22 protein-coding genes and 1 tRNA gene are annotated in these 23,077 nt (G+C 47.0%); 17 read left to right on the plus strand and 6 right to left on the minus strand.

The features are described 5' to 3' along the window. Positions 1-21 precede the first annotated feature (21 nt). Both A4G20_03870 and A4G20_03875 read left to right on the plus strand, forming a co-directional pair. Positions 22-333, plus strand: a complete 312-nt coding sequence (locus A4G20_03870; protein ID QIW15526.1) for a transcriptional regulator — start codon at positions 22-24, stop codon at positions 331-333. Between the two features lie 91 nt (positions 334-424). Next, positions 425-514 (plus strand) — tRNA-Ser (locus A4G20_03875). Positions 515-725: 211 nt separating this feature from the next. Here the strand turns inward: A4G20_03875 and A4G20_03880 are convergent. After that, the gene (locus tag A4G20_03880; GenBank protein ID QIW15527.1) at positions 726-1,337 is read right to left on the minus strand and encodes a transposase; all 612 of its coding nucleotides are present in this window, start codon (positions 1,335-1,337) and stop codon (positions 726-728) included. Positions 1,338-1,797: 460 nt separating this feature from the next. Continuing rightward, positions 1,798-3,390, minus strand: coding sequence for a carbon starvation protein CstA (locus tag A4G20_03885; GenBank protein ID QIW15528.1), 1,593 nt, complete (start codon positions 3,388-3,390; stop codon positions 1,798-1,800). A 277-nt stretch (positions 3,391-3,667) separates the two neighbouring features. Between A4G20_03885 and A4G20_03890 the strand changes: the two genes are divergently transcribed. Genes A4G20_03890 through A4G20_03905 form a run of 4 tightly spaced genes read left to right on the plus strand, consistent with a single transcriptional unit; the run spans position 3,668 to position 8,011 of the window. Continuing rightward, positions 3,668-4,231, plus strand: coding sequence for a hypothetical protein (locus A4G20_03890; protein ID QIW15529.1), 564 nt, complete (start codon positions 3,668-3,670; stop codon positions 4,229-4,231). Positions 4,232-4,259: 28 nt separating this feature from the next. Further along, positions 4,260-5,471 (plus strand): tyrosine transporter, encoded by a 1,212-nt coding sequence (locus A4G20_03895; protein ID QIW15530.1) that lies wholly within the window; start codon positions 4,260-4,262, stop codon positions 5,469-5,471. A gap of 45 nt (positions 5,472-5,516) precedes the next feature. After that, the gene (gene murD, locus A4G20_03900) at positions 5,517-6,815 is read left to right on the plus strand and encodes a UDP-N-acetylmuramoyl-L-alanine--D-glutamate ligase (GenBank protein QIW15531.1); all 1,299 of its coding nucleotides are present in this window, start codon (positions 5,517-5,519) and stop codon (positions 6,813-6,815) included. Then, a complete protein-coding gene (locus A4G20_03905; protein QIW15532.1) occupies positions 6,815-8,011 on the plus strand; it encodes a cell division protein FtsW in 1,197 nt (398 codons plus the stop codon). The genes murD and A4G20_03905 overlap by 1 nt, the downstream gene beginning before the upstream one ends. A 65-nt stretch (positions 8,012-8,076) precedes the next feature. On the opposite strand, the gene A4G20_03910 is transcribed toward A4G20_03905, so the two are convergent. Continuing rightward, positions 8,077-8,721, minus strand: a complete 645-nt coding sequence (locus A4G20_03910; GenBank protein ID QIW15533.1) for a pyroglutamyl-peptidase I — start codon at positions 8,719-8,721, stop codon at positions 8,077-8,079. Between the two features lie 76 nt (positions 8,722-8,797). On the opposite strand from A4G20_03910, the gene A4G20_03915 reads away from it, so the two are divergent. Continuing rightward, positions 8,798-10,426: an oligopeptide ABC transporter substrate-binding protein OppA gene (locus A4G20_03915; protein ID QIW15534.1), complete on the plus strand. Its 1,629-nt coding sequence runs from the start codon at positions 8,798-8,800 to the stop codon at positions 10,424-10,426. A gap of 59 nt (positions 10,427-10,485) precedes the next feature. Here the strand turns inward: A4G20_03915 and A4G20_03920 are convergent, their stop codons facing one another. Beyond that, positions 10,486-11,085: a nucleotide exchange factor GrpE gene (locus A4G20_03920; GenBank protein QIW15535.1), complete on the minus strand. Its 600-nt coding sequence runs from the start codon at positions 11,083-11,085 to the stop codon at positions 10,486-10,488. A 107-nt stretch (positions 11,086-11,192) separates the two neighbouring features. On the opposite strand from A4G20_03920, the gene ppnK reads away from it, so the two are divergent. From ppnK to A4G20_03940, 4 genes are all read left to right on the plus strand, one after another. Beyond that, a complete protein-coding gene (ppnK, locus tag A4G20_03925) occupies positions 11,193-12,077 on the plus strand; it encodes an NAD(+) kinase (protein ID QIW15536.1) in 885 nt (294 codons plus the stop codon). Positions 12,078-12,321: 244 nt separating this feature from the next. Further along, positions 12,322-12,753 (plus strand): translation initiation factor IF-3, encoded by a 432-nt coding sequence (locus tag A4G20_03930; GenBank protein QIW15537.1) that lies wholly within the window; start codon positions 12,322-12,324, stop codon positions 12,751-12,753. Between the two features lie 404 nt (positions 12,754-13,157). Further along, positions 13,158-13,610, plus strand: coding sequence for a hypothetical protein (locus A4G20_03935; protein QIW15538.1), 453 nt, complete (start codon positions 13,158-13,160; stop codon positions 13,608-13,610). Positions 13,611-14,096: 486 nt separating this feature from the next. After that, positions 14,097-14,450, plus strand: a complete 354-nt coding sequence (locus tag A4G20_03940) for a 50S ribosomal protein L20 (GenBank protein QIW15539.1) — start codon at positions 14,097-14,099, stop codon at positions 14,448-14,450. Positions 14,451-14,494: 44 nt separating this feature from the next. On the opposite strand, the gene A4G20_03945 is transcribed toward A4G20_03940, so the two are convergent. Then, the gene (locus tag A4G20_03945; GenBank protein QIW15540.1) at positions 14,495-14,992 is read right to left on the minus strand and encodes a phosphohistidine phosphatase SixA; all 498 of its coding nucleotides are present in this window, start codon (positions 14,990-14,992) and stop codon (positions 14,495-14,497) included. Between the two features lie 155 nt (positions 14,993-15,147). On the opposite strand from A4G20_03945, the gene A4G20_03950 reads away from it, so the two are divergent. The 6 genes from A4G20_03950 to A4G20_03975 are packed head-to-tail and all read left to right on the plus strand — an operon-like array spanning position 15,148 to position 20,614. Further along, a complete protein-coding gene (locus A4G20_03950) occupies positions 15,148-16,548 on the plus strand; it encodes a pyruvate kinase (protein ID QIW15541.1) in 1,401 nt (466 codons plus the stop codon). Positions 16,549-16,607: 59 nt separating this feature from the next. Continuing rightward, the gene (locus A4G20_03955) at positions 16,608-17,642 is read left to right on the plus strand and encodes a glycosyl transferase (GenBank protein QIW15542.1); all 1,035 of its coding nucleotides are present in this window, start codon (positions 16,608-16,610) and stop codon (positions 17,640-17,642) included. Positions 17,643-17,682: 40 nt separating this feature from the next. Beyond that, complete coding sequence (locus tag A4G20_03960) at positions 17,683-18,741, plus strand: 3-deoxy-7-phosphoheptulonate synthase (protein ID QIW15543.1); 1,059 nt, start codon at positions 17,683-17,685, stop codon at positions 18,739-18,741. Between the two features lie 59 nt (positions 18,742-18,800). Next, a complete protein-coding gene (locus A4G20_03965) occupies positions 18,801-19,103 on the plus strand; it encodes an addiction module toxin RelE (protein QIW15544.1) in 303 nt (100 codons plus the stop codon). An 8-nt stretch (positions 19,104-19,111) separates the two neighbouring features. Beyond that, the gene (locus A4G20_03970) at positions 19,112-19,471 is read left to right on the plus strand and encodes a transcriptional regulator (GenBank protein QIW15545.1); all 360 of its coding nucleotides are present in this window, start codon (positions 19,112-19,114) and stop codon (positions 19,469-19,471) included. A 21-nt stretch (positions 19,472-19,492) separates the two neighbouring features. Next, positions 19,493-20,614, plus strand: coding sequence for a bifunctional chorismate mutase/prephenate dehydrogenase (locus A4G20_03975; protein ID QIW15546.1), 1,122 nt, complete (start codon positions 19,493-19,495; stop codon positions 20,612-20,614). 60 nt (positions 20,615-20,674) lie between these two features. Here A4G20_03975 and A4G20_03980 read toward each other — a convergent pair whose 3' ends face one another. Next, positions 20,675-22,945 (minus strand): outer membrane receptor protein, encoded by a 2,271-nt coding sequence (locus A4G20_03980; GenBank protein QIW15547.1) that lies wholly within the window; start codon positions 22,943-22,945, stop codon positions 20,675-20,677. Positions 22,946-23,077 lie beyond the last annotated feature (132 nt).

Below are 23,077 nucleotides of genomic sequence, written 5' to 3' on the forward strand. Positions count from 1 at the left end.
TTTTTCAAATAGGGGAATAAAATGTCTGTTGAACAAACAATTATTGCCAAATTGACGGCAGAATTTGCACCTAGTGTATTAAATATTGAGAACGAAAGCCATATGCACAGCTCTGGTCGGGGTTCAGAATCTCATTTTAAGGTGACTCTTGTCACTGAACAATTTAGTGCCATGCGGACGGTTGCCCGCCATCGGGCGGTTTATGCCTGCCTGGCTCATGAGCTGGAAAATGGGGTACACGCCCTGGCCTTGCACACTTATTCGCCACAAGAATGGCAGGAAATGGGCGGCCTTGTGCCTAAATCGCCTAATTGCTTGGGAATTGGTCAGTAAATCGTGGCTTTGTGCTAAAAAGGCTTGCGTGTTGGTAAGGAAATCGCTAATATAGCCAACCTGTTAGGCCTGAGGCCTAAAACAAAATTTAGGTGAGATGTCCGAGTGGTTGAAGGAGCACGCCTGGAAAGCGTGTATATGGGAAACCGTATCGGGGGTTCGAATCCCCCTCTCACCGCCATGATTTCATGTTTTTCATAGATTTCCTTATTAAGATTAGTTTAAGTAATGTATCCCCAAACCTACTTGGTTTAGGGATTTTTTTATGTCGGCATATAGGACAGGCTTTAGCCTGCCACTAACTTTTGGCATATAGGACAAAATAGTTGGTCTTTTTGCACTTTATGCCTCTATAGGACAAAAAAGTTGGTAAAGATTATTTTAACAGATCCTTACCAACTCTTTTTGTTCAAAAAGTCCTGTATAAACAAGATCTTATGCTTTCTTGTTAAACCGCTGTGCGGACGTAATTTGTCTTTTAGTTCCTTAAATAAACCTTCAATCCTATTTGTTGTCTTTTCAATATTTAATTCAGGATATTTCTCATAAGTAAAAATATATTCATAATAACGCTTAATACTCGCAGCAGCACTTCTTACACTTCGATGTTTATAAGGGTATTTCCCTTTTTCATTTGGTTTATCTGACCGTTCACTTAAAAACTCCTGGTGTTTTCTCTTCCATTCATATATTTTTAAATAAAATTCATTTTTAGAGCTGGTTTTAAGCGTCTTAATAATACTTTTTAATTCTCTTCCTGCATGTGATTGATGTTTCTTTCTCAATGCCCTCATTACGATTGCTACAAGATGAAACTGACACATCTGTGTTGGTGTATTGAACAAATCTTTTAAGAGGCCTCTACGCCCATCACAGGTAACTGATTGAATAATATAATTTCTTTCCCTTAAACGGTTCATGGCCTTCTTGTAATAGATATCTTTTTCTGTTTTGACTATTTGGTGATAAACCACCTTTTTTGTAGAGCTATCAATAAACACCATTACACCAAAATCTCGGTGAAAGAATGTTGTATCAATAATTAAGTTCAAGTATGTATTTTGAGGTTTATTTAAGGAGGATTTAGGGTGCTTCTCTAAATATCTTCGAATAGTTCGAGAAGAGCAAGAATATTTTTCTGCTAACTGTACTTGTGTTTGTTTTCCAGATGAATAATCAAGCCAAATTTTTTCAGGATCTAATTTATTCTTAAAGGTAAATGTTTTATTACAGCTAAGACATTTGTAACGCTGTACATTATTTTGTTTGCCATACTTCTGGATCGGGGAATGTTGGCAGAAAGGACAGTTTTTTGTGCATATTTCAAAAAGAGGGCTTAAAGCCTTGTACTATAAGGCTTTAAGCCACTTTTTACCAACTATTTTGTCCTATATGCCTAACTTTTAGGCAAGAAAAAGGACAGCGGGTTTTCCTCGCTGTCCTTTTTGTTGTTACAGATAAGCCTTATTTGGCGAATTCTTTGCTGTCATCCACATAAGCATCTTCATCACGGTTGCCCATTGGTTTGAGCAGGGTGAAGAAGGCGATGAGGCAGGCTGCGGTAATGCCTAGGCCGATGTAAACAGAAAGTTGGTAGTCTAAGCCGAAACCAATTTTGTTGTAGGCCAGATAGGTAAAGCAGACTGTGCTGATGAAGGTGGCTGGCACGGTGCATACCCAGTGGAACTTGTTATAGCGGTAGAGGTAGGCTGCTGCCGTCCATAACATCACCATAGCTGTGGTTTGGTTGGCCCAGGTGAAGTAGCGCCAAAGGATTGAGAAGTCGATTTTTGACACAATAAAGCCAATCGCAAATAATGGAATCGCAATCATCAGACGTTTAGCCAGGGTGCGTTGTTCAACCTTGAAGAACTCTGCAATAATTAGGCGGGCTGCACGGAAGGCTGTGTCACCTGAGGTGATTGGGAGCACCACAACACCTAGTACGGCGAAGATACCACCGATAAAGCCTAAGAAGTGCATGGAAGAGTCGTAAACCACTTTAGATGGTGAACCTGCTTTGATGGCTTCTAAAAGACCTGTGAGGTCATCGTAGAAGCTCAAACCAACCGCACACCATACAAGGGCAATCACACCTTCAGTGATCATGGCACCATAGAAAATGAAGCGACCTTCTTTTTCGTTTTCTGCACAACGAGCCATGAGTGGGGTTTGAGTGGCGTGGAAGCCTGACAATGCACCACAAGAGATGGTTAAGAAGAGCAGTGGCCAAAGTGGTAACTCTGGGCGAGTTTCAAAGTTCATAAAGAATTTTTCAAAGCTCATGCCATCGACTGAACGGTAGAAGGAAATTGGATCAGCAGAGTTTAAATCAGCAGTCACCAAGCCATAAACCATACCTACAGACATAAAGAGTAGGAGGGCACCGAAGATTGGGTAGATGCGGCCAATGATTTTATCAATCGGAAGCAGGGTGGCTAAGATGTAGTAGCAGAAGATAATGGTTGTCCAAAGTACAATCACCGTTGGCTTGTCCATGCCCCATACAGTAATGTTGCTGGCAGCAACGGCTTGATGCACTTCTTCTGCATTGTTAAGAGAAAGGCCAGTTGAGGCAGCACCGAAAACGTCCATGGTGATGGTGCTTAATAATTGTGCTGGGCTGGCAACGAATACCACACCCACTAAGAGTAGAAGTACAACGGCAAGCAGGTTGATAAAGGCTTTAACAGGCGCACCTAAGTATTTGCCCGCAAGGTTTGGCATGGAAGCCCCGCCGTTACGCACACTTAACATCCCGCAGAAGTAGTCGTGCACTGCACCTGCGAAGATACAGCCGAGAACGATCCACAACATGGCAACAGGGCCATAAAGGGCACCAAGGATTGGGCCGAAAATCGGGCCGGTGCCAGCAATGTTGAGTAATTGAATGAGCCAAATCCGAGTTTTGGACATTGGCATATAGTCCACTCCATCACGCATGGCGTAAGCTGGTGTGGTCTTGTTCGGGTTGATAACGAAGATTTTTTCGATGATTTTACCGTACACGAAATAACCGAGTACCAGTAAACCAACGCAGAAGAAAAACCATAACATAGTGACGTTTCCTAAAATGAGTAATTTGATATTAGCCTGAGCCTGAGCTTAAAAGGCGTGTCATTCTAGTAGCTAATGTAAATAAAGTAAATCAGCTCTTACAAATTATGTAGAGAAATGTGACCTTGTTCACAAAAAAGACAGGTTTGGCTCTATTCTTGGGCATTTTCTTGAGGTGTTTTTTGTAAATTTATTAAAAATTCACTTCTTTTGCATATTTCATTTTGTGCCTCTCTTGTGTAAGATAAGGGCTTTACAACTTTACACAATCGCCAGTATGAGCCAAGCCCTTATGAATGAATTTTCCCTACTTTGCCGCCTCTTTGGCAACCTTTTTTACCGCCAGCCAACCGATCCGATTTTAGCTGGCACTTTTGCTTGGTTAAAAGCGGGCAACCTAGCCCAACATTGGCCGCTGGCGACAGACAGCCAAAGCGAAAAAGTCCTTGAACACCTGGCCCAGGGGGCAGAGCCTCAAGCCCTAGAGGCAGCCTATCAGGCCTTATTCGGCCAGGCGGGTTCGGTGGATAGCCGCTTGTCTTCCTATGGTGGCGAGCTGGATGCCTTTATTGATTTCCGCAGCCAGCGGGGGATGCCCGCCCTGGAAGAGGCCGATCATGTGGCTCTCTTGCTCCTCACGGCTTCTTGGATTGAAGATAACCTAGACTCCCTCTCTGCCCAGCAGGACTTCTTTGCCCACTTCTTATTACCACTTATGGGCAAATTTTTAGGCAAGGTAGAGGCCTTTGACATGGGCTTTTACAAGGCTCTAGCCCAGCTGACCCGAGATGCTCTAGCCGCCATGGCCGATGAGTTAGAAGAAACAACAGAAACCATTTAATAAGCAAACACAAGAATAAGGATTACCTATGTTAAAAAATAAAACCCTCGGCAGTGCCTTGATGATTGCAGGCACAACCATTGGTGCCGGCATGTTGGCCATGCCGCTAACCTCCGCAGGTATGGGCTTCGGCTTCACCGCCTTTTTGTTGGTGCTGATTTGGCTGGTGCTGACCTTTAGTGGCCTGCTCTTTGCCGAAGTCTATCAAACCGCCAAACAGAAAGACGATGGCGTGGCTAGCCTGGCCGAACAATATTTCGGCATGGGCGGCCGGGCCATTTCTACCATCAGCCTTTTGGTCTTGCTCTATGCCCTTTCAGCAGCCTATATCACGGGCGGCGGCTCCCTCTTATCAGGCCTCCTGCCCGATTTTGAATACAAACTGGAAACAGCCATCATCTTATTTACGGCCATTCTCGGTGCTTTTGTGGTCTTGGGGACTAGCTCGGTGGATGGCATTACCCGTGTGCTCTTTATGGGTAAGATTGCTGCCTTTGCCTTCGTGCTCTTTATGCTCCTGCCTAAGGCTTCTGTGGATAACCTCATGGCCCTGCCGCTGGATTACGCCTTTGTTTTGTCCGCCGCCCCTGTTTTTGTGACCTCCTTTGGCTACCACATCATTATGGGCAGTGTGAACAATTATCTTGATGGCGACACCAAACGCTTCCGCACCGCCATTATCTTGGGCACCTCTATTCCGCTGACTGCCTACCTACTTTGGCAATTAGCCACCCATGGGGTGCTGAGCCAGTCTGAATTCGTGGTATTACTGCAAGATGATCCAACCCTCAACGGCCTGGTCAATGCCACCCGCCAAATTACCGGCAGTAACCTCATGGGCGAAGTGGTGCGAATCTTCTCCTCCCTGGCCTTGATTACCTCTTTCTTGGGCGTAATGTTGGGTGTGTTTGAGGGTTTAAGAGATCTCTTTAAACGTTTTGGCATGGCCAACAACCGTTTGGTTATTAGCATTGCTGCCTTTACGCCGCCGCTGGCCTTTGCCCTCTTTTACCCACAAGGCTTTATCTTCGCCCTGGGCTTTGCAGGCATTATTTGTGCCTTCTACCTAATTATGTTGCCGATTGGCCTGGCCTACCGCACCCGTAAAGCCCATCCAAACCTGCCTTATCGGGTAGCAGGCGGCAACCTTTCTCTAATTTTGGGGATGATTTTTGCCTTTGCGGTTATTATTATTCCTTTCTTAAGTGAGGCAGGGATTTTGCCTAAAGTGGCAGGCTAACAAGCGGTCAATATTTTTCCTTTTTTTGCAAATTGAGATCAGGGTATGACAAGTCAATATCAGAACAAAACCATTACCATCATTGGGCTAGGCAAAACAGGCCTGTCTTGTGTCACTTACTTGGCCGATAAAGGCGCCAAGTTACAGGTTATCGACACTCGGGAAAACCCAGCAGGAGCCGATCAGCTGCCTGCCCATATTCCCTTGCACACAGGCGGCCTCAACCTAGATTGGCTTTTAGCCTCCGATCTGATTGTGATTAGCCCCGGCTTGGCTGTGGCCACGCCTGAAATCCAGCAAGCTATTGCTCAGGGCGTGGAAGTGGTGGGTGATATTGAACTTTTCTGCCGAGAAGCCGAGGCCCCCATCATTGCCATTACGGGGTCTAACGGCAAGAGTACGGTGACCAGCCTGACGGCGGACATGGCCCAGCAGGCCGGCCTCAAGGTCGGTATGGGGGGCAACATTGGCGTGCCAGCTCTCAGCCTTTTGGAAGAAGACTACGATCTCTATGTTTTGGAGCTGTCTAGTTTCCAACTGGAAACCACCTATTCCCTCAAGGCCAAGGCTGCCACCGTGCTTAATATCAGCGAAGATCACATGGATCGCTACGACAGCTTAGAACACTACCGCCAGGCCAAGTTGCGGATTTACCAAAATGCCGAACATATCATCGTAAACGGCGAAGACAGCCAAACCTACCCTGATCAAGCGGTCAAAAATCTTATTCGTTTTGCAGAACATAATGCAGAATATACCCTGCGTAATGGCCAGCTCTTTGCTGGCGAAACCGCCATCATTGGCTGCAAGCAGATGAAGCTGACCGGCCGCCATAACCAGATGAACGCCCTGGCTGCCCTTGCCTTGGCGGAAGCGGCGGGTGTGCCAAGAGAAGGCATTATCAAGGCCCTGCAAACCTACGGTGGCCTGGATCACCGCTTCCAACCTGTGCCAACTCAAGATGGCGTGAGTTGGATCAACGACTCCAAGGCCACCAATGTGGGCAGCACCGTGGCTGCCCTCAACGGCTTACAGGTGGCCGGCACCCTCTATCTCCTCCTAGGTGGTGATGGAAAGGATGCCGATTTCACCGAGCTCAAACCCCTTATCAACAAGCCCAATATCATTTGCTATTGCTTCGGCCAAGATGGGGCCAAATTGGCCCAATTAAGCAGCCAAAGTGTGCTGGTAGAAACTATGCAGGAGGCAGTAGAGCAGATCCGCCCTCGCCTCAAAGCAGGCGATATGGTCTTGCTCTCGCCCGCCTGTGCAAGTCTAGATCAGTTCCCGAATTTTGAAGTGCGGGGCAAGGTCTTTAGCCAATTAGCCCAAGGAGTTTGCTGATGTTAGCTGCCCTTAAACAAGAATGGGAAAAATGGACTCACCTGACACCCAGCAATGCCCTTTACGACCGCAGCCTAATCTGGCTATTTATCGGCCTTCTAACCATCGGCTTTGTTATGGTTAGCTCAGCCTCCATTCCTGTTAGTACCCGCTTATTTAACGACCCCTTCCACTTTGCGGTGCGTGATGGGGTCTATGTCCTGATCTCGCTCTTGGCCTGCATCTTCTTTGTGCAGGTGCCTATTGAGAGCTGGGAAAAATATAATATCGTGCTCTTTGGCCTTTCTCTCTGCCTCTTAGGGGCGGTGCTAGTGATAGGCAAAGAGGTGAATGGCTCGGTGCGTTGGATCCCCATTGGGCCGATTAACTTCCAGCCCGCAGAATTAGCCAAGCTGGCCATTATCAGCTATTTTGCCGGCTTCTATGTAAGACGCTTTGACACTATTCGTACAAGGGCTATGAGCTTCTGGCGGCCGTCGGCTATTTTAGCCATTTTTGCTGGTTTACTCTTATGGCAGCCTGATATGGGGAGTACCTTTGTACTCTTTATTCTAACTTTTGCCATGCTCTTTGTTGTAGGGGCGAAAGTTATCCAATTTATCTTGGTCATTGGTGTCGGCGTGCTGGCCTTTGTCTTCTTGGTGCTGACCTCGGAATACCGCCTGAAACGGGTCACCTCCTTTATGGATCCCTTTGCGGATGCCTATGGCGATGGCTTCCAGCTCTCCAATTCCCAAATGGCCTTTGGCCAAGGGCAATTCTGGGGACAAGGCCTGGGCAATTCGGTGCAAAAATTAGAATACCTGCCCGAAGCCCATACCGACTTTGTCATGGCGGTGATTGGGGAAGAATTCGGCTTCTTGGGCATTATGGTGGTTATTAGCTTGCTGGTGGCGCTTTCTTTGAGAGCCTTAAAAATCAGCCGAGAGGCTCTTATCTTAGAAGAACGTTTCAAAGGTTTCTTTGCCTTCGGCATCGCCATGTGGATCTTCCTGCAAGGCTTTGTAAACCTGGGCGTAGCCTCTGGCCTCCTGCCAACCAAGGGCTTGACCTTCCCGCTCATTAGTTACGGCGGCTCCAGCCTCATCATTATGTCCATTGCCATAGCCATTCTGATTCGGATCGACTATGAAAACCGCCTCAGCCGTATGGGTAGTGTCCGACCTAAGAAGGAACAACCACCTGTGGCAGGTTAGTTTGCAAAAAATCCCTAAAAAATAACCGCTTGTTGTGATGACAAGCGGTTTATTTTCCCTTCTTTTTAACAAATCTGGCCTGTCGAAATAGCCAAATCTTCGTCCACTTTAAGGGCGGTTTCAATGGCCACCTTCAGGCCCTTTTCTAAGCTCTCTAGCGACATGCTGGGCATATTGGCCTGGCTAGCCACTTGTTCTGGCAGATAAGGAATATGAATAAAGCCGCCCTTGCAGCGGGGGTAGTGTAGGGCCAGGTGGTGGAGCAGGCCGAACATTACATGGTTGCAGACATAAGAGCCAGCCGAGAGCGAGAGGGAGGCGGGCAGGCCGGCTTCTTGCATGGCTTTGACCATGGCCTTACAGGGCAAGCTGGTAAAATAGGCCAGCGGGGCGTTTTCAACTACGGCTGTGTCAATGGGCTGGTTTTGTTGGTTGTCGGGAATGCGGGCATCGTTCCAGTTGATGGCCACCTTTTCTACCGAAATGCTGGCTCGCCCGCCGGCTTGGCCCAGGCAGATGACCAGATCAGGCTGAATTTCATCAATTTTTTCATAGAGCTTTTCCAAGGACAGGCCGAAAACGCAGGGCAGTTGCGTGATAAAAATAGTCTGATCCGACCTGTGGCCTTCAAGTCTTTTCACAACCTCCCAAGAAGGGTTGATGGCCTCTCCACCAAAGGCTTCAAAGCCTGTTAGAAGAATTTTTTTCATGATTTACTTTTCCTTTACATAAAATTAACATTTGTGGTAGTTTATTGCACAAACTAACCAGATACAAGGGAAGACCATGAAAAAACGCCAATTCTTACTGACCGCACTTGCCACCCTACTCTTTGCCCAATTTCCCAGCCAGGCCCTGGCTCAAGCCCAGGCCCAGGCCGAGAAACTGCGGGCAGTGCAGGAAATCCGTATCAATAATGGGGTGGAACCCGTTTCTTTAGACCCACACAAGGTGGAGGGAATTGCCGAGGCGGTCATTATTCGCCAGATTTTTGAAGGCCTGGTGGTGCGTGATCAAACCGGCCAAATTGAGCCAGCCGTGGCCACCGAGTGGAGCAGCAATGAAGATTTCACCCAGTGGACTTTCAAGCTGCGGGAGGCTAAATGGTCTGATGGTTCGCCTTTGACTGCTCATGATTTTGTGTATGCCTGGCAGCGTTTGGCCGACCCTAAAACGGCCTCGCCTTATGCCAGCTACCTGGATAAGATGAAATTAAAGGGGGCAGCAGAGATTATTGAGGGCAAAAAGCCAAGCTCAGACTTGGGTGTCAAGGCACTTGATGATCATACCCTGCATTTAAATTTAAGCTCGCCAGTTCCCTACCTGCCTGCTATGCTGGTTTCCCATTCCCTCGTACCCCTGCACAAGGCCACCATTGAGCAATTTGGTGACAGGTGGACATCGGTCAAAACCTTTGTGGGCAACGGCGCCTATGATTTGGCTGAACATGTTCCCAATGAAAAGCTGGTCTTCAAGCGTAATAAGGCCTATTGGAACGATGCCAAAACCATCATCAACAAGGCAACCCTCTTGACCATTAGCTCACCGAATGCCGATGTGGCCCGCTACCGTGCCAATGATTTGGAGATGACCAATTCCACCATTTCGCCAGAGCTTTATCCAAAACTCAAGCAGGAAATCCCTAAGGAACTGCACACCACCCGCACCATCGCCACCTATTATTATGCCTTTAATAATGAAAAATTCACTGATATTCGGGTGCGTAAGGCGCTCAATCTTGCCCTTGATCGCAGTGTGATTACCGATAAGGTCATGGGCATGGGGCAAACCCCAACCTACACTTATACGCCAAACTATGTGGGCGGCGGGGAGAAAATTGTTAATCCTGATTATGCAGCTCTGCCACAGACCGAGCGCAATAAAGAGGCCATTGCCCTCTTAAAAGAAGCTGGTTTTAGCAAGAGCAAGCCCTTGAAATTTACCCTCTTGTACAACACCTCTGAAAACCATAAGAAAGTTGCCATTGCGGCTGCTTCTGTGTGGAAGGCCAATACCCAAGGCTTGGTTGAAGTGGAGTTGAAAAACCAAGAATGGAAGGCCTTTTTAGACGCCCGCAACCAGGGCAACTATGAAGTGGCTCGGGCAGGTTGGCAGGGCGAGTACAACAACCCAACTGCCTTTCAAAATAACTTCTTGAGCAACAGTTCCAATAACGATGCAAGGGTCAAAAATGCCCAGTTTGATGACTTGATTGCCCAGTCCTATCATGCCAAAACCGAGGACGAGCGGGCCAGCATTTATGCCCAAGCAGAAAAGGCCTTTATGGATCAATACCCGATTGTGCCCATCTATAACTATGTCAATGTGCGCCTAGTCAAGCCTTATGTCAGGGGCTTTAGTACCCAGGATCCGCAGGATTACTTCTATATTCGTAACCTCTATTTGGTGGAATAAGTAAAAAATAACCGCTTGTTACACAACAAGCGGTTTATTTTTAGAGGTTTTCTGCAAACTTAAGCAGCAACCATCACCATAGCAGGGCGTAACACACGGCCTTGGAGGGTGTAGCCTTTTTGTAATACCTGGCTGAGGTGGTTGGCTTCCACACCTTCTGCTGGCTGCATGGAAATGGCTTGATGGAGTTCAGGGTTAAAGGCTTCACCCACCACACCAACGGCTTCCACACCAAAGCGGGCCAGGGTGGACACCAATTCCTTATGGGTGAGTTCCACGCCTTCTGCCAAGGCCTTGACGCTGTCATCGGCATTTTCCAAGGCATTTAAGCCACGTTCTAGATTATCTACCACATTTAAGAGATCTTTGGCGAACTTCTCCAAGGCGAACTTGTGGGCCTTTTCCACATCTTGCTCGGCACGGCGGCGGATATTTTCCACCTCAGCACGGGCGCGCAGTTGAATGTCTTGTTCACGCTTGTCAGCCTCGGCAATGTAGGCCTCTAAATCTTGCACACGGGCAATGGCATCGGCCAGTGGGTCGAGGGCGTCTTCATTTGCAGGTTCTGGCTGATTTTCTACCGCTTGTGCTTCCGCTGTTTGTGCTGCGGCGTCTTGTTCTAATTCGGCTTGGGTGTTTTGTTCGGTTTGATTGGTCATCTTGAATCCTCATTAACAAAAAAATCTTGGCTAATATAATAACATATTTGGGTAAATCAAGGCGAAATGCTACAATTCGCCCAATTTTTCCCAATTTTAGCGAAATAATGAAAACAGAACGTCAATTTAACACCATTGCCATCGTGGGCAAGCCCCGCCATGAGATTGCCTTGGAAACCCATTTTGCGGTCTATAATTGGCTTAAGGACAGGGACTACGATGTCTTGGTAGAAGCCAGTATTGCCAAGCAGCTCCACCTTCCCAGCGGCAAGAGCTTGGAGGAAATTGGCGAAACCGCCCATTTGGTCATCGTCATTGGCGGCGATGGCAATATGCTGGGAATGGCCCGCCAACTGGCCAAGTATAAGGTGCCGCTGATTGGCATCAACCGTGGTAACTTGGGCTTTTTGACCGACATCGCCCCCCAAACCGCCTTTGAACAGCTCTATAACTGCCTGGAGCGGGGCGAGTTTATGATTGAAGAGCGCTTTTTGCTGGAAGCCCAGGTGGAACGCAACGGCAAGATCATCTCCGCCAATAATGCCCTTAATGAGGTGGTTATTCATTCCAGTCAGATTGTCAAAACCATTGATTTTGAGGTGGCCATTGACGGGAAATTTGCCTTTGCTCAGCGGGCAGACGGCCTGATTATTTCCACCCCAACCGGCTCGACAGCCTATTCCTTGTCAGCAGGTGGGCCGATCTTAACTCCCAATATGAATGCCATGGCACTTGTGCCTATGTACCCGCACAGCCTGTCATCCCGCCCCCTGGTGATTGATGGCGACAGTCAGATATCTCTGCGTTTTGCCCAGCATAATCTGCGTAATTTACAGGTCAGCTGCGACAGCCAAATTTACCTGCCCTTTTTACCAGAAGACCGGATTATTGTGCAAAAAAGCAGTGATAAACTCCACCTCTTGCATTTAAACGATTACAACTATTTCACGGTTTTAGGCTCCAAATTGGGTTGGTTGAATAAGTTATTTTAATTGCTAAAAATGAGTGCTAAGGCTTGCATCAAAGCCCTAAATCCGCTAGAATTTTAGCCGTTTTGCTCAAGTTGGAGCAAGGAAAAAACATCTGCGGAATGCAGAAGAGAAAGACAAATTACAAGAGGAAAAAATTATTAAACCTGCAAAACGTGTTCAGACTAACCGTGAACATCGCTTAAATGATGAAATCCGTGTTAAAGAGGTTCGCTTAACCAATCAGGATGGTGAACAACTGGGTATTATGCCAATTAAAGAGGCCTTGGCCCTGGCAGAAGAAGCAGAATTAGACTTGGTGGAAATCAGCCCGAATGCCGTGCCACCAGTCTGCCGTATTATGAACTACGGTAAATTTATTTACGAAAAAACCAAGTCTGCCAAAGAACAAAAGAAAAAGCAGAAAGTGGTTCAGGTTAAGGAAATCAAATTCCGCCCAGGGACTGACGATGGCGACTATCAGGTCAAACTTCGCAGCATTGTCCGCTTCTTAGAAGATGGCGATAAAGTGAAAATCACGGTTCGCTTCCGTGGCCGTGAAATGGCCCACCAAGACATCGGTTTAGATGTGCTTGAACGTGTGAAGGCCGACACAGCCGAGCTTTCTGTGGTGGAATCAGCACCAGGTAAGCTAGAAGGCCGTCAGGCGGTGATGGTTATTGCGCCGAAGAAGAAATAATCTAAAAATGCAATCGACTTTTAAAGGTTGATTGCATTTTTTATTGGGGATATGCTCTAGGGGTTGTTGATAATTTAATTAAAGTTAGCTAAATCCCCCTAGCCCCCTTTTTCAAAGGGGGGAATGATTAAATGTTTGCGAAGTATCGTGCTCTAACACCTTCTACGATCAGTTCCCCTCTTTGAAAAAGAGGGGGTAGGGGAGATTTTTAATGATATTAACAAACAGAAATTGCTAATTTAACACTCGTTTATGAATTATCAACAGCCCCTAGCCAAAATGAGCAATTAAATCCAATCAGCTTGGCTGGTGGCATTTTTTTATGTAAGAGTACAAGTTAGGTTATTTTAACCATTTCTTTTTGTGGAATGGTCATAAATCATTTTCAGACAAGTAGGAGTATAATGATGGCTATAGACCGTATGGATTGGCATTATGACGCAGAAGATTTCCCCAAGGATATTCCCACAGAAAACGCTGGTGTTCACATTGGTTTTTTCTTGGCATGGGCATTTGAACAGGGTATGGCAGGCGAACTTCATATTGAAGATGATCAAGAAGCTCTTGAACAGTTGGCCAAGCGTGAAATCACAGGTGTCGATTTTTTGATAAAATGTTGTGATGAAAAGCTTTGGGGCGAAGATTTTAATGAAGAAGGCGAAGCCTTTGCTGTGGATTATTATGAAAATGACGACAGTGATTTTGCCCAATCTTTTGGTAACTATTTGTCTGATTTTAATGAAGTTTTCAGTGAATATGATGCTTATCGTGTCCCCAATGATTGGGAACATTTTGAAAGGATTAAGCCAATTTTGAACGAGCGTTTTGTGCAATGGCAAAATTTTCAGGCGACTTAAAACAGACTAATTTATTTCCTTGCCAAAAACGAGCAATTCCTGTAGAATTCGCTCGTTTTTCTTTATGGAAAACCCAAAACACATCAGGCAGACTCAGCAGCCTGATGTTTTTGTGCAACTAACCTTGAGTTGGTTTATCTCACGATATTCAGTGCTTCCAAGTAGGGCCGCAAGGCTTTCGCCTGGCTATCTATCTTTAACAAAACAATGCGGAGTTTATTAAACAATGCCTAAAATTAAAACAGTACGTGGTGCTGCTAAGCGTTTCAAGAAAACAGCTTCTGGCGGTTTCAAACGTAAACAATCTCACTTACGTCATATTTTGACTAAAAAGACAACTAAGCGTAAACGTCACCTACGTCACAAATCTATGGTAGCGAAAGCTGACCAAGTTTTAGTAGTCGCATGCTTACCATACGCATAAGCGTTGCACAGTCGTACGATTAGTTATTTTAGTATTTAAATTAGACAACAGGAGATTAAATAATGGCTCGTGTAAAACGTGGTGTTATTGCAAGAGCACGCCATAAGAAAGTTCTTAAGGCTGCTAAAGGTTATTATGGTGCGCGTTCACGTGTTTATCGCGTTGCGTTCCAAGCAGTGATTAAAGCTGGTCAATATGCTTACCGTGACCGTCGTCAGCGTAAACGTCAATTCCGTCAATTATGGATTGCTCGTATCAACGCTGCCGCCCGTCAAAACGGCTTATCTTACAGCAAATTCATCAATGGCTTGAAAAAAGCCTCTGTTGAAATCGACCGTAAGATTTTGGCTGACATCGCTGTATTCGACAAAGTGGCTTTCGCAGCCTTAGTTGCTAAAGCTAAATCTGTACTTTAATCAGTAGAGATAAGAAAGGACGCCCTCGGGCGTCCTTTTGCTTTTTAGGGGTGCTTATCTAGCACCAGTTGTCCAGGGTCTTGCTGGCAGTTTAGTTCAGCAATCACAGCTGTTTCAAAATGTACATGGGCCTGGCCAGCACTTAGACCTTGAGCCAGGCGATAAACCAGCGGCATATGGCTGACGATAAGCAGGTTCTTGGCGCCTTCTTCCCGCAGGAAATGAAGGTAGTTCATGGCATTTTGCGGGTCGCCATCTGGGGTGATGCCCTCCCAAAGCTCAATAAGGGAGGATAAATTTGCAAATTTTTGTCCCTTATCCACCGCTTGCATGCCTTCAAAGACCCTGGCCCAGGTTTGCTGGGTGCGGACATAGGGGCTGACGATAATTTTATCAAAGCAAAGGCCTCTTTCTAGTAGGCTTTGGCCCAGCCATTTTCCCTGGTTAAAGGCATCTTGGCGGCCTTTTTCGGTTAAGGTTCGTTCAATGTCTGTGGGCGTATAAGGGCCAGCCTCACCGTGGCGCATGATCCATACATTCATCGCTCTTATTCCTATTCTGTCAAATAAGGCGTATAATGCACCTCGTTTTTGAATGATTCAAGCCCTGAATCGAAAAGATTTCACATAAATTTACCAAATCAAGATATGGAGTAAAACCAATGGCTAAACTTAGAAGAACGAAGATTGTTTGTACGATGGGTCCTGCGACCGACCGTGGCGACAATTTAGAAAAAATTATCGCAGCGGGCGCAAACATGGTGCGTATGAACTTCTCGCACGGTACACCTGAAGATCATATCGGTCGTGCTGAGCGTGTTCGTGAAGTCGCTGCTAAATTAGGCAGAACCGTGGCTATTTTAGGCGACCTACAAGGCCCTAAAATCCGTGTTTCTACCTTTAAAGACGGCAAAATTTTCTTAAACGTTGGCGATAAATTCATCTTAGATGCTGAAATGCCAAAAGGCGAAGGCAACCAAGATGCTGTTGGTTTAGACTATAAAAACCTACCAAACGATGTGGTGCCAGGCGACATTTTGCTCTTAGACGATGGCCGTGTGCAACTGCGTGTATTAGAAAGCCAAGGGGCAAAAGTCTTCACCGAAGTTACCATCGGTGGCCCACTTTCTAACAACAAGGGGATTAATAAATTAGGTGGAGGCTTATCTGCTGACGCCCTAACCGAAAAAGATAAGGAAGACATCAAACTAGCCGCCCGCATTGGCGTGGACTACTTGGCTGTGTCCTTCCCTCGTTCAAGTGCAGACCTCCACTATGCTCGTCAGCTAGCCCAAGAAGCCGGCCTTGAAGCCAAAATCGTGGCCAAGGTTGAGCGTGCTGAAACGGTAGCAACCGAAGAAGCCATGAACGACATTATCCTTGCTTCTGATGTTATCATGGTAGCCCGTGGTGACTTGGGTGTGGAAATTGGTGATGCTGAGTTGGTTGGCGTACAGAAAAAACTGATCCGCCGCTCCCGCCGCCTCAACCGTGTGGTCATCACAGCAACCCAGATGATGGAATCTATGATCAACAACCCAATGCCAACCCGTGCAGAAGTGATGGACGTGGCCAATGCGGTCTTAGATGGTACAGATGCGGTGATGCTTTCTGGCGAAACGGCAGCAGGCCAATACCCAGCTGAAACCGTGCGGGCCATGGCTGAAGTGTGTGCAGGGGCTGAAAAAATGCCAAGCATTAACATCTCTCGCCACCGTGAAAACCAAGGCTTCACCACACCTGAAGAAGCCATCGCTATGTCAGCCATGTATGCGGCCAACAAAATGGAAGGCGTTGCGGCCATTATCGCCCTTACTCAATCTGGCGAAACCGCAAAACTCATGAGCCGTATCAGCTCTGGCCTGCCAATTTTCGCCCTTTCACGCAACCCGAAAGCCCTCAACCTGGCGGCGCTTTACCGTGGTGTTACCCCTGTTTTCTGTGAAGAAGTCAGCCGCACCATTGAAGGCGCTAAAAAAGCCCTTGCCCTCTTAAAAGAGCAAGGCTACCTCATGCGTGGTGACCTAGTGCTTTTAACTCATGGCGATGAAATGAAAGAAGGTGGCACCAACACCTGCCGTATTTTACGGGTTGAATAATCCCCGAAAATCTTGCAAAATCCACGCATCTGCGTGGATTTTTTATTTCGAGAACCCCTATGTCTAAACCGCTTTCTATCTGTATCCTCCGCCTGTCTGCCATTGGCGATGTCTGCCACACCCTGGCCGTGGTGCAAGCCATTTTAGGCCACTACCCCAATGCTCAAATCGACTGGATCATCGGCAAAACCGAAGCCAGCTTGTTGCAGGGAGTGCCTAATATCAATTTTATTCCCTATGATAAAAAATCAGGCTGGAAAGGTATCTTTACACTTTGGCAACAGCTCAAGCACAAGCGGTATGATTTCCTCCTCAATCTGCAAACCGCTTTTCGAGCCTCCATCCTCTCTTTGGGGATTAAGGCAGACAAGAAAATCGGCTTTAATAAGGATCGTGCCAGGGAAGGCCAGTGGCTCTTTACCAACCAAAAGGTGGAACAAACAGCTTCGCCCCATGTTTTAGATGGCCAGATGATGTTCGCCAAGGCCATAGGTGTGACCGATCTGACCCCTAGCTGGCATTTACCTATTTCAGAGGAAGATTTAGCCGTGGGGGCAGGTTTTATTGATAAAAGCCGTCAAAACGTGGTTATCGCCCCTTGCTCCAGCAAGAAGGAAAAGGACTGGCTGCCAGAGCGTTATGCAGAAATCGCCAATTTTCTGACCGCTTGTGGGGTAAATGTTATTATTGCAGGTTCACCCTCCGCTTACGAAATGCAAACTGCGGCTAAAATTCAGGAACTGGCGCCGAATTGCTTAAATTGTGCAGGAAAAACCACGCTGAAACAGTTGGCTGGGCTTATTCAACAAGCCGATCTGGTTATTTCTTCCGATTCTGGCCCGGCCCATATTGCCACCACCCAGCATACCCCTGTGATTGGGCTTTATGCCATTCACAACCCCCGCCGCACAGGCCCTTATCAGGACTTGGACAAGGTGGTTTCAGTCTATGATGAAGCCATCTTGCAAACCTACGGCAAGCCTTGGCAGGAATTGCCTTGGGCCACCAAGGCCAAGGGGGAAAATTTGATGGCCAATATTTCAGTTGATATGGTCAAGCAAAAAGTGCTTGCAAGCTTGGGGCTAAATGTGTAAAGTTCGTCGTATCAAAAATTTTACACAACAGGAAAGAAAAATGAACAATGTAGTTAATCAAGACAGCGTCCACAACGTTAATATTTGCGATGAAAAGGTCTTACTTACCCCTAAAGAACTCAAGACAGAGTTTCCCCTAACCGATGACTTACGCCAGCAAATTGAAGCCTCTCGCAAGGTAGTTTCGGATATTATTCACAAGCGTGACCCACGAAAACTGATTGTAGTCGGCCCTTGCTCCATTCACGACCCTCAAGCGGCCTTGGAATACGGCCAAAAACTCAAGGCCCTTAGTGAAAAAGTGTCAAATAAACTTTACATCGTTATGCGGGTTTATTTTGAAAAGCCCCGCACCACCGTGGGCTGGAAGGGCCTGATTAACGACCCACAGCTCAACGGCTCCTTTGATGTGGAAAGAGGCTTACGCATCGCCCGTAAATTACTCTTAGATCTAGCCCAAATGGGTTTACCCCTGGCTACCGAAGCCCTTGATCCGATTAGCCCCCAATACCTAGCCGATCTCTTTAGCTGGTCGGCTATCGGGGCCAGAACCACCGAATCCCAAACCCACCGAGAAATGGCCTCGGGCCTATCTATGGCGGTTGGCTTTAAAAACGGCACAGACGGCAATTTGGCTGTTGCGCTTAATGCCATGCAGGCCGCGGCCCAAGGCCATAGCTTTATCGGTATTAACCAAAAAGGTCAGGTCAATTTGCTTCACACCAAGGGCAACCCAGACGGCCATGTGATTTTACGGGGCGGCAAGCAGCCGAATTTCGAGGCCCAATACGTTCAAGAATGTGAAGAGGCCTTACGCAAGGCGGGGTTAGCTGAGGCCATTATGATCGATTGCAGCCACGGCAACTCCAACAAGGACTACCGCCGCCAGCCCCTGGTCGCTCAAAATGCCCTGGAGCAGATCTTGGCCGGCAACCAGTCCATTATCGGCCTCATGCTAGAAAGCCACCTCAAGGCCGGCAACCAATCTTCTGAACAACCTTTTGAGCAAATGGAATACGGTCAATCCATTACCGATGCCTGTATTGACTGGCAAACGACAGAGGATTTGTTGGTGGATTTTGCAGAAAAATTATACTAACACTTGAATATATCCCAAATTGGGATATCATAAGCAGCATAGATAGATATGGATGAGCAATGCGAATAATATCAACCGCCAAAATTATTGAATACTATACAAAGCACCCGGAAACAGAGCAGCCCTTAAAGGCTTGGGTTGCAGAGGTAAAAAGGGCGAATTGGCAAACTGCTAATGATGTCAAGGCCCAATATCGAAATGCTAGCATACTGAAAAATCGGCGAGTTGTATTCAATATTAAAGGAAATGATCACCGCCTTGTTGTGGCTATTGCTTACAAAATGGGGGCTGTTTACATCAAATTTATTGGTACTCATCAAGAATATGACAAAATCAATGCGAATACAGTGGAAGGCTGTTAGGGGGAATAATGGATATTAAACCAATTAAGACTGAAGAAGACTATCAAAAAGCCCTGCAAATCATAGAACCTTATTTTGATCGTGAAAATTTAAGTGAAGATGAGGCAGATTATTTTGAGGTAATGCTAACTCTTATTGAAAAATATGAAGCGAGGCATTTTCCCATTGATCCACCTAACCCTATCGAAGCGATTAAATTTAGAATGGAGCAAGAAGGCCTTGAAATTAAGGATCTTGAAGGGATTATTGGCAAGCCTAACCGAGTTTATGAAGTCTTTAATAAAACTCGTCCACTAACCTTGAATATGATTAGAAATATTCATCAAAAAATGGGGATTAGTGCAGATGTACTTATCCAGCTTGCATAAAAATTAAAGGCGGACTGATTTATGAACCCTCTCACCCCCATTCGAGAACAGATCGACACTATCGATCAGCAACTGATTAACCTGCTTACCCAGCGCCTGGAGCTGGTGGCTGAGGTTGGGCGAATTAAGCACCAGCACGGCCTGCCTATTTATGCCCCTGACCGAGAACAGGCCATGATCAAGGCCCGCCGTGAGGAGGCCGAAAAACAGGGCCTGACTGCTGATTTGATTGAAGATGTCCTGCGCCGTGTTATGCGGGAGTCCTATATCAGCGAGAACCAACACGGCTTTAAGCAGGTCAATCCCGAGATTGAAAAAATGGTTATCGTGGGCGGCCTGGGTAAGCTGGGTGGTTTGTTCGCCCGTTATTTCCGCAATTCAGGCTACAGGGTTGAGGTGCTGGATCGGGACGATTGGGGGGAGGCTGAAAGCATTTTAAGCGGGGCCAATGTGGTGATTGTATCCGTGCCTATTAACCATACCCTGGAAACCCTTGAGCGACTCAAGCCCTACTTGCGGGAAGACATGATCTTGGCTGATCTGACCTCGGTCAAAGCCCAACCCCTGGCCAAGATGCTGGAGGTGCACCAAGGGGCGGTGGTCGGCTTACACCCTATGTTTGGTAGCGATATTGCCAGCTTCGCCAAGCAAGTGGTGGCCTGCTGCCACGGCCGCTTTGCCCAGCGTTACCAATGGCTGCTAGACCAAATCCAAATCTGGGGGGCGAAAATTGAGGTGATTGATGCGGCCGAACACGATCATGCCATGACCTACATTCAGGCCTTACGCCATTTTTCCACCTTTGCCTTTGGCCTGCATTTGTCGCAACAACCGGTCAAACTCTCCCAGCTCTTAGCCCTGTCCTCGCCCATTTATCGCTTAGAACTGGCCATGATCGGCCGGCTCTTTGCCCAAGATGCTGGGCTTTATGCCGATATTATTGCCGATAAACCTGAAAATTTAGCGGTGATTGAGTCCCTTAAAAATAGCTTTGAACAGAGTTTAGCCTTTTTTGAGCAGGGCGATCGGGCTGGCTTTATCCAAGCCTTTGAACAGGTTCACCACTGGTTCGGCGATTATTCGGAGCAGTTCCTGCAAGAAAGCCGCAACCTGCTGCAACAGGCCAACGATTTGCGAAAATAGGTAAAAAATAACCCGCTTGCGTAAACAAGCGGGTTTCTTTTTCACAAAATTTGCAAATCCTTAGAAGGAATATTTGACCGTAGCGTAGTAGGCGCGGCCTGGTTCGTTGTAGGAGGCGGCAGAGCCTGACTCACGGTAAACACGTTTATTAAAGAGATTGCTCACCCCAACACGCACACCGATGGTATCACGCCAGTTGTAGCCTGCATTGAGGCCGAAGACGGCGTAAGAGCCTAGTTCGGTGCGGTTCATATTGGTAATGGTGTAATTGGTTACGTTGCCTTGGCGATCTCTTTCAGCCCCGCGTTCCAAATTGGTGAAAGGAACTTGGCTTGGTTTTTGACGGCCGTATTGGGTATAAACCAAGTTAGCATCTAGGCTTTCGGTAATATTCCAGTTGAGGCTAGAGTTCCAAGTATAACGAGGAATCACGCTCAATGGGTTGCCTGTATCCTTGTTGATAGACTTGATCATATAGGTAAAGTTATTTACTAAACGTAACTTTTCAGGCACAAGTGGAATAGTTAAGTTTCCTTCTACCCCTTCAACTAAGGCACGTTTGGCATTTTCCCAACGGTAAAGGGCTGGATTTTTGCTTGGTGCATAGTTGATCATCCCTGTCGCAATCTTGTTGCGGTAGTCATTGTGGAAGTAGGCGATGGAGGCTGACCATTCATCCTTGCTATATTCCAAACCGATTTCCTTGTTCCAGCTGATTTCTGGCTTGAGGTTCTCATTCCCGATCACGTTACATTGGGCATCACCGTCATAGCAACCGTTGCCACGGCTGCCTACAATGTAGTTGGGGTTCATTTGGTAGAGGTTTGGTGCTTTATAAGCACGGGCTAGGCCACCTCGAACCAAGAGGCCATCTTGGATTTCATAAGAAGCATTAAGACTACCACTGACATTGGATTTAGACTTGCTATTGGCATCAAACCGAACGGTTGGGGTTAAGAAGAATTTATCCGTTACAGCAATATTGTCTTCCACAAACACAGCCCAGGTATTTTGAACAGCCTTGGTTGGGCGGTTTGTGGCCGCAATGCCAGCTTCATCGGTTAATGAGGCTGGGAGTTCAGCCCTCAAGGAGCTTGGGTCGTCAAGGCTGCTACGAGTGGCTTCAAGGCCAATGGTCAGCATTTGATCAAAGCCTAGGCGGAAAGGCACATAGAACTCGGTGCTAAAGCGGGTGTTTTTAAGCACGCTGTCTCGAATCCCTGAATCAGCCCCTGAAATAGGTGAACCTTCTGGGCCGCCTGCTAAACCTTCAGCATAGCGGCTATTCACTGTTTTATCCCACATAAAGTAGGTGCGGCTTTCCCCCCAGCGGTATTTGCCTTGGTGGGTCAGTGCATAGTTTTGACGGTATAGACGGGCAGTTTCAGCCTTGGCGTTGGCTAAATTGGTGGTTTGGTTAGGCACTTGTGAAGCGGCTGGGCAGGTTTGTCCTCGGCCAACAGTAACCAAGCAATCAGTTAAATTATATTGATTGCTGTTTTGGGTGTCGCCATTATAGATATTGCCCTGGCGGCTAAAACCTGCATCGACTGTCCAAGTGTGATTTTCGCCCGCTTTTAATTTGATTTGGCCATTGATATCCTTGTTACGCACACCCTCACGGCCTGCCACGGCGTTTGAACCATTATTGGCTCTGGCATTGAGATCTAAAGCATCTGCCTGGGTTTTATTGTAGTTACCATAGAGACGGAAACTCAGCACATCATTAATCATTGGGCCACTCAAGTTAAAGCCCACACGGTTGGTTGCCCCTTCCTTGCTATTTTCTGGTTGATTGGTGTAGTAGGTGATATGGCCGTGGAATTCATTGGTAGCAGGCTTGGTTTTAATATTGACCACCCCGCCCATGGCACCTGAGCCATAACGGGCTGCCGCTGGGCCACGGATAACCTCAATCGACTCAATCATTTCCACCGGCACCCAGTTGGAATCGCCACGGGTATTACGTTCGCCCCGCATGCTGTAACGCTCTGCATTACGAGAGGTAACTGGCTTGCCATCAATAAGAATGAGGGTATTTTCAGGCCCCATACCACGCAGGTCGATCTGGCGTTTATTGCCCCGCTGGCCTGTAGCCGAGTTACCTGTCAAGTTTACCCCTGGCATGGTACGCACCAATTCTGACACATCGTTGGCCACAGGGCGTTTTTCCAAGTCTTCCTTGCTGATTTTGGATACACCCAGGGATTGTTTAACCTGTTCTTCGGCCGTTACGGTCACAGTGTCCAGCACAAGCGTGTCTTGGGCATAGGCAGAAAATGTCAGGAGGAGGCTTGCACTTAGCAGGCTAAGGTGGGGAGTTTTACGCATAAATGAGTTCCTTAAGTGAGTTGTATGATTTGTAAATTGCGAATAATTTACATTTGTTAGTTAGTCTTGTAAATAGGAACTATTGTTATTTGTAAAGATTGGGCAGGCTGATTTTTCTTATTCCTATCAGGC

The organism is Pasteurellaceae bacterium RH1A, assembly GCA_012221805.1.
Taxonomy (GTDB): Bacteria; Pseudomonadota; Gammaproteobacteria; order Enterobacterales; family Pasteurellaceae; genus RH1A.